Genomic DNA, 14,810 nt, shown 5'->3' with positions numbered 1-14,810 from the left:
CACCTTTCACATTCTCAGCGAAAGCCGAACTATATGAAGCGTTGTTCATTCACCCGAGTCGCTACTGCGCTCATCGCATTGACAACCGTGACAGCGCTGGTGGCGGGCTGCGCCGGAGGTACCTCGACAACGGCGACCGATGCGTCGGATGTGACAACGGGACTCGTCGGCAATCAGGAAAGCGGCGGCAATCCGCAATCGGGAGGAACGCTGTCGTTCGCGACGTACAACGGCGTCAGCAGTCTCGATCCGGCCGATCGACAGGACGGCGGTGCGACCGGCGGCAACGAAATGGCCGCTATCTACGACCTGCTCATGCGGTACGACCCGGAGACGAAGGAGTTCGAACCTCAGCTCGCGAAGTCACTGGAAGCCAACGGAGACAACACCGTCTGGACGTTGAAGCTGCGCAGCGATGCCAAGTTCAGCGACGGTTCAGCAGTTGACGGTGCCGCCGTAGTGTGGAGTGTCAACCATTACCTGGAGAAGAAGGGCACGCACACCCAGGTGTGGAAGGCGAGCGTCGCCGACGTCCAATCCCCGGATCTGTCGACGGTCGTCTTCACTTTGAAGCAGGCGTGGAACGACTTTCCGATCATGTTCACCACCGGTCCCGGGATGATTGTGGCGCCGTCGTCGATGGCGTCGGGTACTTTCGCTCCGATCGGTGCCGGCCCGTTCCAGGTCGAGAAGTTCGCTTCGCAAGACGAATTGGTGCTTTCCGCTAGCCCTACCTACTGGAACGGCAAGCCGAATCTGGACAAGTTGCGCTTTCCCGCGATCGTCAGTGAGCAGGCCAAGGTAGATGCTCTCCACGCCGGCGGAATTCAAGCCGCTTACCTCCGTGGTGCCGACGTCGTCCACAATGCGCTCAGCGCCGGCGATGTGGGGTACGTCTACACGGTCAACATGGGTGGCGTCGGCAACATCAATCAGCGTGAGGGGCGGGCAGGCGCCGACGTACGGGTTCGCAAAGCGATTGTCGCAGCGTTCAATCCCGAGACTTTCAACGAGCGGGTCGAGGGTGGCTACGGAATGCCCGGCAGCGACATGTTCGCTTCGTGGTCGCAATGGCACGGATCTGTGGCGGGCAACGGTTACGACCCGGATGCAGCCAAGCAGTACCTGGGTGTGGCAAAGGCGGACGGATACGACGGCAAACTTACCTACGTGGGCCTGAACGATCCGGCTGCTCAGAGGAGTGCATTGGCGTTCCAAGCGATGCTGCAGGCCGTCGGTTTCAGCGTCGAGATCGTGTACGCCACCAGCATCAACGACCTCGTGAAGGCCATGTACGCCAAGCATGACTACGACATCGGATATGCGGGATTTAACGTCCTCGACGAGTCACCCTTCGTTCGTATGTACGGAAATCTCTACAGCGAATCGTCCTCGAATGTATTGGGCTACCAGAACACGACGATGGATTCGCTGTTAGCCAAGTTGCAGAGCGCTGCATCAGATGACGACCGAAAGAAGGTTGTCGAGGAGATTCAGACTTTGGTCAACGAGACGGCGCCGATGGTGACCGTCAACACCGGCAAGTACTTCATCCCCTGGAACAAGAACGTCCATGGGATCACGCCCAGCGCTGATGGCATCATGCTGTTCGGAAGTGCTTGGATGGCTCCGGATTCCACATCCTAGTCCGGAAGCGAACTACTGCAGACAGCAGTAACGGCGGGGTCTTCACGACCCCGCCGTTACCGGTTTTCTGCACAGAATTGCGTGCCGTCGCTACTGCGTGGCAGCGCCCATTTCCCTGAAGTGGTCGAGCATCGTTGCCATGGCATCGGGCGCAAAGTTTCCCGGCCGGAAGGTAATTCGGCTGAATCGGCCCGAGTACGCGAATACGCCGCGGCGCAGATGCAGATCCCACGAGATTGGCGAGCGGCGCATTGCTCCCACGTAGAGTCCGCTGAAGGGAACCAGCCACGACAATTGGACGAACTGAATGTCGCTTCGTACGCACTCGTCGTCAACGAAAATGCTGGCCAGCCAACGAGCTTTGCCGGGGGCATCGATTGTCACGCGGATCCGCTGAGTTCCGTCGCGCAACGGCACCGGTTCAGCCGCGATCATCCGTCCCCACGCATTCTGTACGAGATGCAGGTTCCCGGCCTCGATGTAGAGCATGTAGCCGCTCTCCTGGCCGCCGTGTGCCAGCAGTACGCCTTCGTCGGCAGTGGTGAAATCGGTGAGCTCCACCTCGAATTCGAACGATCGGCCGTCGATCAGTTGGCTCGCACGGAATCGCTCGAGCGTCGGGGTTTCGGGGAGCAAGACCACGTCCGTTGCGAAGCGCGCATCCAGCGGATCCCGCTGGAACCAATGCAACGGACTGCCATTCGCCATCGGAAAAACCTGATTGCGTTCAGCTGCGTCCCGCCAGGCTGCGATCAGTTCTTCGACCCGCTCCGGATGCTCGGCGGCCAGATCGTTGAGCTGATTGAAGTCCTCGGCGGTCTCGAACAGTTCCCAGCGATCCTGATCGAAGGGGGTCATCGGAGTGCGTTGTGCGACGGCTTCCCAATCGCCGGCGTAGTAGGCGCGTTCGCCCAGGCACTCGTAGTACTGCTCAGTGTGATTGCTGACGGCGTCGCCTCGGCGCAGCAGCTCCGCCATGCTTGTGCCGTCGAGGGGACGAGCGGCAATACCGTGGCGCTCGGTGGACACCGGAAGGCCGATGAGTTCCATCAGTGTCGGTGCGAGGTCTGTGACGTGCGCGTACTGGTGTCTGATTGCGCCGGCGGACTCCGGCAAACCGGCCGGCCAGGACATCAGGAACGACACCTGATGCCCGCCGCGGTAAGTGCTGAACTTGTGGCGGCGGAACGGGGTGTTGGACACGGTCGCCCAGCCAGTTGCGTATTGCGGCCAGCTTGTGGGGCCGCCGATCTCGTCGATATGAGGCAGTTGTTCAGCGATGCGATCAGCGTTCGTCACGACGCGAGATCGATCGAGATTGGCGAGGTGATTGAAGGCGCCGACGTCGTGGCCGCCGCCGCCGGAAGCGCCGTTGTCGCTCAGGAAGACGAAGATCGTGTTCTCGAGTTTGCCGAGTCGATCCAGAACATCACGGAGCTTTCCGACGCTCTCGTCGATGGTACCGACCATCGCTGCGAAGCCTTCCATATGGCGCGCGGCGAGAGCCTTTCCGTCGTCGGAGAGTTCGTCCCAGCCGGGGACGTCGTAACTGGACTCTTCGCTCAGTGGAGAGAGATCGGTTCCGGGAGGGACAACCCCCAAGGCCTTCTGGCGTTCGAGGCGCGCTTCGCGGATCGCATCCCACCCCTGGGTGTACTTGCCTCGGAATCGTTCCAGGTCTGCAGGTTTCACGTGCATCGGCGTGTGGACCGCAGCGTGCGCGAAGTACATCATGAACGGCTTCGACGGATCCGACGCCTGGGTATCTGCAATCATCTGAACGGCGCGGTCCGTCAGATCGTCGGTGAGGTAATACCCCTGCGGGTACTGGTCGACGTGGACCGGGTTGTTGCCCTCGTAAAGCTGATGCGGAAAGTGCAGATTCGACTGCGCTTCCAAGAATCCGTAGTACTGATCGAAGCCCCGCTGCAACGGCCACGAATGGCGGTTGCCGGCGGAATGCATGTCGGATTCCCGGCACAGATGCCATTTTCCGATTGCCATGGTGGCGTAGCCGTTGTCGCGAAGCATCTCTGCGATCGTCGGCTGATTTGCCGGTAGTTCGGCAGCGTAGCCGGGGAACCCGGAGTCGACATTGGCGACGGCTCCCATGCCGACAGCGTGAGAGTTGCATCCGGTCAGCAGGGAGGCGCGCGTCGGAGAGCACGTCGGTGTCACGTGAAAGTCGGTCATGCGGACGCCTTCACCGGCAACTGCATCCAGGTGGGGGGTCGGAATTTCCGATCCGAAGGCTCCGATGTCCGAATAGCCCATGTCGTCGACGAGCATCACGATGACGTTCGGGGCGCCCGCCGGTGGAGTCGGATGCTGCGGCCACGACGGTTGGGAACTTGCGATTGATTCGGTGATGATCCCGGCAAACTCGGGACTATTCGATTGGGCTGTCATTCTCGAGACTGTAGAGACCAGGGGTCGCTGAGTCAGGTGAGAATTCCGATCATCGAGACCGAAAACGTGGTTGAGTTATCCGCGCAGAACCACCGTCAATACGATTGCGCCGACGCACGATACGGTGACAAAAAGTGTGGAAATCAGATCAGCGCGCCTGGGTCGTTTGGGGTACGCGGCGATCAAGCCGGTTCCGCCGCGGGCAGAGATCGCCTCACCCATTTCGGCGGATCGGCGGATTGCCACCGACATCGTGGTGGTGATCAGGTCGATGATCGTGTTGTCGGAAGCACTGTGCACCACACCCTTCGGCCGAAGGCGTCGCGCAGCAGCGAGTGTGAGCATCTCCTCGATCAGGAGGGGGAGTGATCGGATGCAGAGGGCTGCCGCGATAGCCCACTCGTCCACGGGGATTCGCAGGAATCGCAGCGGACGGCCGAGCGTTGCGAGTGCGGGCGCGACATCACTCATGGACGTGGTCAACGCCAACATCAGTGAGGCACAGAGTAATACGATTCCGAAAGTGATGGCTCGGAGATAGAGATAGACGGCGTCGAGGCCGATCGGAAGGTTGACCAGCGCGCCGCCCATCAACAGCAGCCAGATCCACCACGGTGGCCGCGGGAATGCGGTCAGTGGAACTCGGCCGATGATCGCGGTGACGAGAAGCAGTCCGACGATGACTGCGATGGACGGCCACGACGGTGCGATCACCAAGACGAGGCTGATGAGAACAACGGCGATGATCTTTGTACCCGCCCACAACCGGTGGATCGGCGAGGTGGTGGGTACTTCACGCAGGAGAGTGGTCATCGCTGTGCCTCTTCCATGCTGACGGGGTTTTCGGCAAGAATGCCGTCGGCAAGGTGAATTGTTCTGCTGCACACGGCGTCCATACCGTCGACGTCATGGGAGATCACGACAATGGCGGTGCCGTTGCGGCGAATCCAGGACAGGACGTTCATGATGGCTGCTCTGCCGGGCGGGTCGAGTCCGGCCAAGGGTTCGTCGAGAATGAGCAATCGGGGTTGGCGGACGAGGAGTCCGGCCAGTACGAGCCGCCGCATCTGTCCGCCGCTGAGTTGGTCGATGCTGCGGCCCGCGAGGTTCCGATCGAGGCCGACCGCGTCGAGAGCCCAGGATACCTGGGTGGTTCCGATTTCGGGTCCGCCCGCAGCTTCGATGTCTTCGGCGACGGTGCGGCGTTGGAGTTGGAGTCTCGAATGCTGGAAGGTCAGTCCCACCGAACCGACCTCCTTCGCAATGGGCTTGCCCTCGAACAGTGCGGTGCCGGCTGTGGGAACCGTCAACCCGGCCATAATCCACGCCAGTGTCGATTTGCCGGAACCGTTGCCTCCCAAGACGAGTAGACCGTCACCGGCGCCGATAGTGAGGTTCACATCGGACAGTGCAGTCCGAGACCACGGCGTCCGATGGTTATAGGTGTGCGAGACATTGTTGATCTCGAGAAGCGGACGGGTGCTACGTGGCCAGGGGGCAGAGGGCGTCGTTGGTCCTGCGCCGAGCATCCAGTGCGGCTGATGCTCGATCTGACGTCCGCCTTGGAGCTGGATTACGCGGTCGGCTCGGCGCGTATCGGCCTGATGATGCGTGACGAGGACGACCGTCATGTCATGGCGCCGCGGGAGAGTGGCCAGCAGTTCCACCAGTTCTTCGCGGCCGGCGCGGTCGACCATCGCGGTAGCTTCGTCAGCGATGAGCAACGCGGGTTTGCGAGCGAGGGCAGCGGCAACAGCCAGACGCTGCATCTCGCCTCCCGACAGCGACGATGTTTCACGCATCGCCATACCGCCCAGGCCGACCTCGGTCAGTAGTGCCTCGATGTCGGGAAGATGGTCGGGCTGCAAGCCCCACACCACGTCGTCGGCCACCCGGGTGCCGAGGATCTGACTCTCGGGCCGTTGCAGTACAACGGCTGTTCCACCAGTACGCCCGAGTCCCGCCGCTCCTGGTCGCACCACAATGCCGGTCGACGGCGCTCGTCCGGCAAGCAACCGGGTCAGGGTGGATTTACCGGAACCGTTGTGGCCGACGATGGCGATGAATTCGCCGCGGGCGATCGTGAAGTTGATGTCGGTCAGGGATGCGGAGTGGGCCCCGGAGTACGTGAAACCGACGTGTTCGAGAGCGAGCGGCAAGGGGCCGATCGGCCGAGTATCGAGAGCTGATTCCAGTTGATCCTCGGTAGGAATGGCCGCCAACCGATCAAGAACCGCGCCGAGTACGAAGTACGACACAACAGTGGTGAAGACGATGCCCAGGGTGGCAGTCGCGGCAATCCAGACCCACCAGTAGTCGACGATGGTCCCCACGCTGTTTTCGATCCACTCGGCCGCGCCGATCAGTGGCGGCCACCGTTTCAGGATTGCCGCGACGCCACGTGCCGTGTAGTCCAACGAGTCCAGAATCAGATTTCGCAGTGGAGAGAGAATCAACAGCAGAACTATCGAATACAAGGCAACGAGTGGGCCGACGACAAACGACGCCAGTAATGCGGAGAAGAACCCGCGCCCGCGTCGTTTGACGTTGCCGATAATGCCGCCGATCAGGACGCACAGCGCAACTGCCGACGCAGATCCCGAACCGGCTGCGACAAACGCCACGACCGTTGCCGATATGCCGGAGGCAACTACAGCGCGAAGCCGGAATCTCTGGGCAACGATTCCCATCGGCACCGCGGCAACAAAGTGAAGCGCACTAGCGAGTGGGATCACCGTTGCGATGACCGAGAGCGCGACCGTGAACCCGGCCATCACGGCACCGGTCGCCAACTCGAGTGGACGTAGGTTGCCGGTGGTGCGGACTTCGGGGCGGCTGCTCACCGACTCCAGTGTGCCAGTTGTGTCGAAATTGCTGAGTTGTCGAAACTGCTAGGTGATGAAACTCCCGTCCCACTGATGGTGAGACGATCTGCCCGGTTGCGTAGGCTTCGCCTTACAACAATGCATCGGACGGAGCGTGGAAGACGTGAGTGCAGCACCCATCAGGGTCGGGGTTCTGGGAGCCAGGGGCAAGGTCGGCCAGGCGATCTGCGCAGCAGTGGAAGCCGCTGCTGATCTCGAATTGGTCGCGCAGGTCGATGCCGGCGATCGCATCGAAACGTTTGTCGACACCCGCACTCAGGTCGTGGTCGATTTCACGCATCCTGACGTCGTAATGGGAAACCTCGAGTTTCTCGTAGCCAACAGGATTCACGCTGTCGTCGGCACCACCGGATTTGACGACGCGCGTCTGGCCACAGTCCAGTCCTGGCTCGACGCGCAGCCTGCTACCGGTGTGCTGATCGCACCGAACTTCGCGATTGGCGCAGTGCTGATGATGCGCTTCTCGGCGGCAGCGGCGCGGTTCTTCGATTCCGTCGAGGTCATCGAACTTCATCACCCCAACAAGGCTGACGCTCCGTCCGGTACCGCATTCCGGACCGCTGCGATGATCGCCGCGGCCCGCGCCGAAGCCGGTGTCGGAGCCAGTCCCGATGCCACGACCGTCGAAATCGAAGGAGCCCGCGGCGCCGACGTCGACGGCGTTCGCGTGCATTCGGTTCGTATGGCCGGCATGGTTGCCCATCAGGAAGTGATCCTGGGTACGCAGGGCGAGACCCTCACCATCCGCCACGATTCCATCGACCGAAACTCGTTTGCCCCGGGCGTCCTGCTCGGTGTTCGTCAGATCGGGTCCCGTCCGGGTCTGACGGTCGGTATCGATTCGTTCCTGGACCTGGACCTGTGAGTACTGCATCGATGAGTAGCAAATCCGTGAACAACAAGACCACTCGCACGCTCATCCTGATCACAGCGATCTGCCTTGCGCTCGGCGTGTACTTCGTGCTGCTCGGTCAACGCGGAATCACACTGATTCAGCAGGGCGGCGTTGTACCCATCGGCCTGGGAATCGGCGTGATGATCCTGCCGTTCCTGGGACTGTGGCTGGTGATTTCAACGCTGCGCGCCGGTTTCACCCATCAACGTCTGGCTCAGCAGATTGTCGACGAAGGCTTGGCCGTCGACGCGTCGACGCTCCCCAAGTTGCCGTCGGGCCGTATCGAGCGCGCTGCTGCCGACGAGTTGTTCGCCAAGGTCAAGGTCGATTGGGAAGCTGATCCCGACAACTGGAAGCAGAACTTCCGCCTTGCTCGCGCTTACGATTTCGCGGGCGACCGTAGCCGTGCCCGCGAAACCATGCGTCGCGCAGTGGAATTGGAGCGTCGCGAGCGCGGTAAGTAGGTAGTGGATCGTCGAACTCAGTGCGTTGTTCCGGTAACCCGATTGCGCAGGCGGGTTACCGGAACCGTTCGAGAGTGTCGGCGAGGGTCACGACATCACCGAAGCGATCCTGGATATCCCACAGAGATGCTTGCGCCGACAGAATACGGAAGTCGTCGACGCACTCTTCGACGACGCTGACGCGGAGATTGCGATAAGCGGCGTCGGTGACTGTCGCCCGCACACATCCGCTGGTGCTGGTACCGGCGACGATGATCTCGTCGATGTGCAGTTCCGTGAGCAGGGATTCGAGTCGGGTGTTGTAAAAGCCACTGGCAACGGTCTTTTCGACGATGTGGTCGCCTTCGAAAGGTGCGACCATGCCGTGGATCGCGGTCCAGGGGTTTCCGCGTTCACACACCGTGGTCAGTGACGATCGCACTCGCTGAGCAAGCATGCGGTCGTCGAGCGAGTCGAGAATCATCACCAGATAGATGACGGGAATTCCGCAACGCCGTGCCGCGTCGAGCAGAGTTGCCGTGTTCGCCAGTGCTAGGCCAGCGGATCGACTGCATTGATTGTGCTCGGTGAAGGCGCGTTGGAAATCGACCACGACAACTGCGGGTGACACACCGGGTCCGACTTTGGTTCGGGTAGAGCGTAATTGACGAATACGGGCCATTTCCGTATTCCAATCGATTGCAGTGTGCGACTCGGACCCGGTGTTCACGTACTTTTCCTGTCGATTCGAAAGCGGCGCCTGGTGTCAGGCGTCGAGTGTGCGGATAAATGCGAGTGCCTGATCGAGGCTGCGCACTTCACCACATTTAGCCGCGATATCCCGCAGGTTCGATTCATGTGGTTCCCGATGGCGGTCCCCCACGGCGTCGGAGACAACCACGGGCACAAAACCGTGTTGAAGGGAATCGATAGTGGTGGCCCGGATGCATCCGCTGGTCGAGAACCCTGCGATCAGCACGGTATCGACCTTGGTCGCGGTCAGTGCCGCGGCCAGCGAGGTGCCGTGGAAGGCGCTGGGGTAATGCTTGGTGATGACCATCTCGCCAGGGTGTGGCTCGAATCCGTCGATGAACTCCGCGAGGGGATTACCCGCGACGAAGTAACGCAGTGCCGGCACCTTGGTGAAGAACAATCCGCCGAGAACTCCGGCTTCGTCGTCGTAGAGCACCTGGGTCAGGTAAACCGGAATCCCCGCGGCAGATGCCGCTGCTCGGAGGGTAAGCATGTTCGACACTGTCTTCTCAGCACCGGCATAGAGCGGCGACGTCGGTTCGTTGTATGCCTTGGCCGGATCCACGATTACCAGTGCCGGACGAGAACCCAGGGGTAGTGAGCCACCGAATCCCGAGAATGTGTAGTCCGGGGCGAGATCGTCGCCGGAGACTGCGTTCATATGTTCGGTCACGACTACAGACTTTCGTCAATCTGTACAAACGTCTTCGACGCGAGAACAGGCTTGATGTGATCGGTCAGCACGGCGACGTGTGCGGCGTGCGTACGGTAGGCCTCCCACGAGGCCTTCGAATCGAAGGTCATCGTGAACATCAGGTGGGCGTTGCCCTCGGACAGGCCGGCATCAGTGCATACCTCTGCCTTCTCCAACCCAGCGATCTGCCCGGGTAGCGCGCGGAGCGCCTCGGCGATGCCGTTGCGGTTGGTGGTGGTGGCCTCGTCGTTGAGGGTGAGTAATCCGACGTGACGGAACATGATGGTGGATCCTTTCGGCCGAGTGAATACGTCAGAAGCGTTCGAGGAGTGAGCCGTAGCCCTCGATCTTGTCGGTGATGCCGTTGGTGCGCAGTGCATGCCAGACGGTGGCGATGTTGATCGCGACGACCGGCTTGCCGAGTTCTTTCTCGAGTTCGGCAGCGACCGCGACGGCTTCGAGGTTGGTGCCGGCCTGGATCAGAGCGTCGACGTCGGGGCCGTCGACGGCCAGGAACGCAGCCCGGATGTCCTCGGGTGTTTCGTCGGCGATGGACGTTGCGGAGGCGGACTTCAGACCCTGGATGCCCGCGACCTCGAATCCGAGTTCCGTGAAGTACGCGACAACCTGCTCGTCGCCAACCGGCTGGTACGGAGTAACGATTCCGATCTTCTTGGCACCGAACGCTTTCAAGGCTTCTGCTGCGGCTGTAGCACCGGTGGTCACGTCGAGTCCGGTGAGTTCGCGGACGTTCTGCTCGAATGCGGCGTTGCCTGCCACACCGCCCCAGAAGGTTTCGGCGGACATGCCCATGACGATGTAGTCCGGCTTTGCCGTCATGACGATCTCGAGTGCCGCCGGCAATGCTGCGTTGAGATCTTCACGGAAGAGACCGAACGCGTCGGCGGAATCGAGAGCCGCAGCTTTGATCATGATCCGGCCGGTGTGCCAGGAGCAGTCCTGCGGGCGGATGTGGTGAAACTCCCGTTCGACCGACGTATTGGTGGACGGAACGATCAGTGCGAAACGCTTGCCTTTGGTGGTGGATACAGCGGTCTCGAGTGCGGCGATATCAGGTGTGGCGGGGGCGGTCATACGAGACTCCTCGAGTTAGCAGTGTCGATCTGTGCCGTTGCGGATGCAGCGAGCACCGCGGTCTGTTCGAGCTGTGTGTCCTGCCCGGTCAGGGCGGTGAACTGAGCCCAATCCTGTTGATTCAGGCCCGAAGAGCCGGTGGTGTGGATTTGCGCGTACATCGAGGTGATCGCCTCGGTGGAAGCGAGGATCGGGGCAACCGGGTAGATCATCAAGGCAACGCCGAGTTCGTGGCAAATTCGCGGATGGGGCAGCGCCGAGTGGTCGCCGGCTTCGCTGACGTTGATCATCAGCGGGGTGCCGCCGACAGCGTCGCGGATGGTCCGGAGCAGTTCTTCGCTGTAGGCGCCCTCGACGAACACGAGGTCGGCGCCGGCTGCGGCGTAGGCGCGCACTCGGGTCAGCGCCGCATCGAGGCCGTCGACGGACAGTGCGTCGGTGCGAGCGATGATGAGCGCGGACCGCCTACGGTGTGCGGCGATTTCGATCTTGGCAACCATCTCCTCGATCGGCACCACCTGGCGGCCGGTCAGATGTCCGCAGCGTTTGGGTGCGACCTGGTCCTCGAACTGGATAGCTGCGGCACCGGCACGCTCGAGGCGGGTGACCGCCTCGCCGACCTGCAGCACACCGCCATACCCGGTGTCACCGTCCACGATCAGAGCGATGTCACTGACCGCTGTCATGCGGCGTACCTGCTCGGCCATTTCCGTCAGGCCCAGGTATCCCAGGTCTGGTTGGCCGAGTGCGGCGGCGGACACGGCGGCACCCGAGACGTATCCGGCCTTGAAGCCGGATTCGCCCAGTGCCTTGACCGAGACGCCGTCGTACACGCCGGGTGCCAGAACTGTTCTGTAGCAGAGCATTTCGGATAGCCGACGTCCGGCGGGTCGGGTTGCTGCCGGAACGGCGCGCAATTCACGGGCGATGCGGCCCATGGTGATACGCAACGAGGTGAACATGGCCGCTGTGCGTAGGTGCTCACGCTTGTCGAGGAGATCGCGGTCCATGGCGGAGAGCATGTCTGCGCGGGCAACACGTTCGGCGTTGTCGTCTTCGCTCATCGAGTCGTAGTTCTTCTGTGCTTGCGCCTGCACGTGATTGAGTGCGGCGTCGCGTCGAAGTTCGCTGTAGAGAGATGCGGCATGAACGGCGTCGGTGCCGGTCAGGGCAGCGTCGATGACCTCGGCGGCCGCCCAGGCATCGTGGATACCGCTGTTCATGCCCATCCCACCGAGTGGGTTGTTGACGTGGGCGGCGTCGCCGGCGAGCAGGATCTTTCCCACGGCGAAGGTGGCGGCGGCGCGCATGTTGACCTTGTAGATCGATGCGTGGGGCACGTCGTATTCGGTGGGCTGCGGCGCGAGGCGCTGTAGGCGTGCTTCCATCGCCGCGGGGGAGAGCGCCGTCTCGTCGCTTTCGTCGTCGAGGACCGGGAACAGTGCTCGCCAGTGGTTCGGCGTGCGCAGCAGTACACCCCACTCGTCGGGGTCGGAAATGTACGAGACGTAGGCCAGGTCGGGAAAGTCGTCGCGGAACTCGTGGGTCGTGGAGATGACCAGGAAGCGTTCGTCGTAGGTGCGGCCTTCGAACGAAATTCCCAGGCTCTTACGGATATTCGACTGGGCTCCGTCGGCGGCGATGACCCAGCGCGCGCGAATCGGATGGTCGCGGTCGGTGTCGGGCAGGAAGATGCGTACATGCTCGAAGCCTTGTTCGACGCGGGCGACGGGGCTCGAGTACTGCAGTGTCACGTTCGGCATCGTCTGCAGGTGGCGACGGATGATGTGCGTGAGGTTGTTCTGTTCGCTCTGTAAGCGGTACGGGTACTTGGTCTCTCCGGCAAGCAGACTCATGTCCATTTCGGAGAGTACAGCGCCGGTGCGTTCGCGGTACTGGAAGACCGGTGCCTTCAGACCCACTGCGTGGAGTTCGTCGACAACTCCGAGTTCCTCGAGCAGTTCGAGGGAAGACGGGTGGAACGTGGAGGCGCGTGATTCCTCGGCGAGGTCGTCGCCGGCCTCGAGGACGAGAACCTGGTATCCGAGTTTTCCGAGTTTGAGGGCGGCGACCATGCCGACCGGACCCATGCCGACTACGACGACGGTGTTCATGTCGGCATCGGCTGCGGTGAGGGTGGTGTCAGACATCGGTTGACGTCCTTTCGGCGAGAAGTGGACCGTAGAGGTTCGGCTGGCGTGTGCCGACGGGATCGAGGTGGAATCCCATGGTCTTACTGTGGGATTCGCGGAGATCGAGTCGCTGGATCAGTTGCTCTTCGAAGCCGTACCGCGTCCACTGCGCCGACGGATACCGCATCAACGCGATGGGTTGACCGGGGATGAAGAGATCGGCGCGCACGATTTGGCTGCCGACCTTGGCGGGGCTGTCGAGACGGTTGACGGACACCAGGTGGACCCGGTTTTCCTCGGTACGCTCGGTGGCCGCCATGTCGGGAGCTTCCTGGCGATCCCAGTTGGTGGGGTGCAGGACCAGTTCGGCTCCGCGCAACGTCAGCAATCGCATGACCTCGGGTAGCCAGACCTCGTTGCCGATCATCAGAGCGATGGAACCGAGTGCCGTGTGAGCAACCGACAATTCGTCTCCCGCGGTGGCCCAAAGGCTTTCAGCGGTATCGAGATGGGTCTTGCGGTATTTCAGTGCGATTTCGCCGTCCGCGTCGATCAAGTACGCGGTGGAGTAGAAGGCATCACCGTCTTGTTCGACGAGGTGCACGGCTACCCAGAAGGAATGCTCGGTGGCGGCGGCACGGATACGAGCGAGCACCTCGGTGGAGGTGGCTGCTGCGGCGGCGGGATCGGCATCGACCTCACCGGGTTTGAAACAGAACAGTTGCGGCAGTACGCCCAACTGTGCCCCCTGGCGGGCGGCGTGCGAGATCTGCCCGATCGCACGTTGAACGGTCCATTCCTGGTTGTGGAACCAGGACACCTGCAAAGTGGCGACATCGACTGGCTTGGGTGCCATCTCGGGGGAGAGAGGTCCGAGCATGTCGGCGACGGGCAACTCCTCGTGCGGCACCATCAAGTCGCCGTACAGGTCGGGACGGCGCCAGCCGAAGACGTCCGCAAAGCCGGGAACGTTTTTGTCGTCGGCGGCATCGACGTCGATGTCGGCCCAGATGAGGCCTTCGGACTCTTCGCCGGCGCTGGCCAGGATGTTACCGCGCGGGGAGACGACTTGCGATCCACCCATCCATGGCCAGCCGTCCGCAGGGCCACCGACGGTATTCGACGAAATGTGCCAGACGTGGTTTTCCAGGGTGCGGAGCGGCACGTGTACCCGAACTTCGTCCGGCCCACGAGAATTGAGCGAATTGCAGAAGATCTGGGCGCCGAGCAGACCGAGGACACGAGGAACGTCGGGGACGATACCGTCGGCGCACATCAGGAGGCCGATGCGGCCGATCGGGGTGTCGACCACCTCGAGTGGTTTCGTGCCGGCCACGAAGAGGGTGTACTCGTAATCCCAGAACACGGTCTTGTGGTGCACGTGTTCGATGTCGCCGTAGGGGCCGATCAGAACCGACGCGATGCGTACGGTCGGCTTGATCTCTTCGCTGAGGTCGATCCCCACCACGGCGTACATGCCGAGTTCGGCGCAGGCTGCGGAAATGGTTGTGACGAACTCGCCGTCCAACCTCTCGGACTTGTCCCAGCATTCGTCGCGGTCGGCGTAGTCGCGAACACGGTTGCTGTTCTCGGGGAACACGACCAGTTTCACGCCCGCGTCGTGTGCAGTCCGGAGGTAGTTGACGACGGTCTGCGCGTTGGCGGCAACGTCGGTGCCGGAGAAGAACTGTGCGGACGCCACTCGGAGCGTGCGCCCGGTGGAAGCGATGTCCAATGGCGCCGAATCAAGAATTTCCATGATGTGGTTTTTATCCTTCCAGATTATGGATATGAGATTAGTGGCAAGTGTGGGAGGGTGCAAGCGGGCCGAATGGCGGTTCACCGTATTGTGGGTAC

At 61.8% G+C, this 14,810-nt stretch carries 12 protein-coding genes; 3 read left to right on the top strand and 9 right to left on the bottom strand.

The features are described 5' to 3' along the window. Window positions 1-33 precede the first annotated feature (33 nt). Complete coding sequence (locus tag QM600_RS08805) at window positions 34-1,647, top strand: ABC transporter substrate-binding protein (protein WP_283261083.1); 1,614 nt, start codon at window positions 34-36, stop codon at window positions 1,645-1,647. A 90-nt stretch (window positions 1,648-1,737) separates the two neighbouring features. Here QM600_RS08805 and QM600_RS08800 read toward each other — a convergent pair whose 3' ends face one another. From QM600_RS08800 to QM600_RS08790, 3 genes are all read right to left on the bottom strand, one after another. Next, complete coding sequence (locus QM600_RS08800) at window positions 1,738-4,056, bottom strand: arylsulfatase (RefSeq protein WP_283261082.1); 2,319 nt, start codon at window positions 4,054-4,056, stop codon at window positions 1,738-1,740. A gap of 75 nt (window positions 4,057-4,131) precedes the next feature. After that, window positions 4,132-4,869 carry an energy-coupling factor transporter transmembrane component T family protein gene (locus tag QM600_RS08795; RefSeq protein ID WP_283261081.1) on the bottom strand — a complete coding sequence of 246 codons (738 nt, stop codon included), beginning with the start codon at window positions 4,867-4,869 and terminating at the stop codon, window positions 4,132-4,134. Beyond that, window positions 4,866-6,899 (bottom strand): ATP-binding cassette domain-containing protein, encoded by a 2,034-nt coding sequence (locus QM600_RS08790; protein WP_283261080.1) that lies wholly within the window; start codon window positions 6,897-6,899, stop codon window positions 4,866-4,868. The genes QM600_RS08795 and QM600_RS08790 overlap by 4 nt, the downstream gene beginning before the upstream one ends. A gap of 145 nt (window positions 6,900-7,044) precedes the next feature. Between QM600_RS08790 and dapB the strand changes: the two genes are divergently transcribed. Both dapB and QM600_RS08780 read left to right on the top strand, forming a co-directional pair. After that, on the top strand, window positions 7,045-7,806 hold the full coding sequence (gene dapB, locus QM600_RS08785) for a 4-hydroxy-tetrahydrodipicolinate reductase (protein ID WP_502942917.1): 762 nt from the start codon (window positions 7,045-7,047) through the stop codon (window positions 7,804-7,806). Window positions 7,807-7,817: 11 nt separating this feature from the next. Further along, the gene (locus tag QM600_RS08780; RefSeq protein ID WP_283261078.1) at window positions 7,818-8,300 is read left to right on the top strand and encodes a hypothetical protein; all 483 of its coding nucleotides are present in this window, start codon (window positions 7,818-7,820) and stop codon (window positions 8,298-8,300) included. A gap of 55 nt (window positions 8,301-8,355) precedes the next feature. Here QM600_RS08780 and QM600_RS08775 read toward each other — a convergent pair whose 3' ends face one another. Genes QM600_RS08775 through QM600_RS08750 form a run of 6 tightly spaced genes read right to left on the bottom strand, consistent with a single transcriptional unit; the run spans window position 8,356 to window position 14,712 of the window. Continuing rightward, window positions 8,356-9,009 (bottom strand): isochorismatase family protein, encoded by a 654-nt coding sequence (locus tag QM600_RS08775; protein WP_283261077.1) that lies wholly within the window; start codon window positions 9,007-9,009, stop codon window positions 8,356-8,358. Between the two features lie 36 nt (window positions 9,010-9,045). Continuing rightward, window positions 9,046-9,705 carry an isochorismatase family protein gene (locus QM600_RS08770; protein WP_283261076.1) on the bottom strand — a complete coding sequence of 220 codons (660 nt, stop codon included), beginning with the start codon at window positions 9,703-9,705 and terminating at the stop codon, window positions 9,046-9,048. Window positions 9,706-9,707: 2 nt separating this feature from the next. Then, window positions 9,708-10,007: a Dabb family protein gene (locus QM600_RS08765; RefSeq protein ID WP_283261075.1), complete on the bottom strand. Its 300-nt coding sequence runs from the start codon at window positions 10,005-10,007 to the stop codon at window positions 9,708-9,710. Between the two features lie 31 nt (window positions 10,008-10,038). After that, entirely contained in the window at window positions 10,039-10,821 is a 783-nt protein-coding gene (locus tag QM600_RS08760; RefSeq protein ID WP_283261074.1) for a maleate cis-trans isomerase family protein, read from the bottom strand. Next, window positions 10,818-12,971, bottom strand: a complete 2,154-nt coding sequence (locus QM600_RS08755; RefSeq protein WP_283261073.1) for an FAD-dependent monooxygenase — start codon at window positions 12,969-12,971, stop codon at window positions 10,818-10,820. Before QM600_RS08755 ends, QM600_RS08760 begins: the two co-directional genes overlap by 4 nt. Next, a complete protein-coding gene (locus QM600_RS08750; protein ID WP_283261072.1) occupies window positions 12,964-14,712 on the bottom strand; it encodes a carbon-nitrogen hydrolase family protein in 1,749 nt (582 codons plus the stop codon). Before QM600_RS08750 ends, QM600_RS08755 begins: the two co-directional genes overlap by 8 nt. Window positions 14,713-14,810 lie beyond the last annotated feature (98 nt).

Source organism: Rhodococcus sp. IEGM 1379, from assembly GCF_030056815.1.
GTDB lineage: Bacteria > Actinomycetota > Actinomycetes > Mycobacteriales > Mycobacteriaceae > Rhodococcus_F.
Note: the sequence above shows the minus strand (reverse complement) of the source record. Positions and strands in the feature narration are given on the sequence as shown.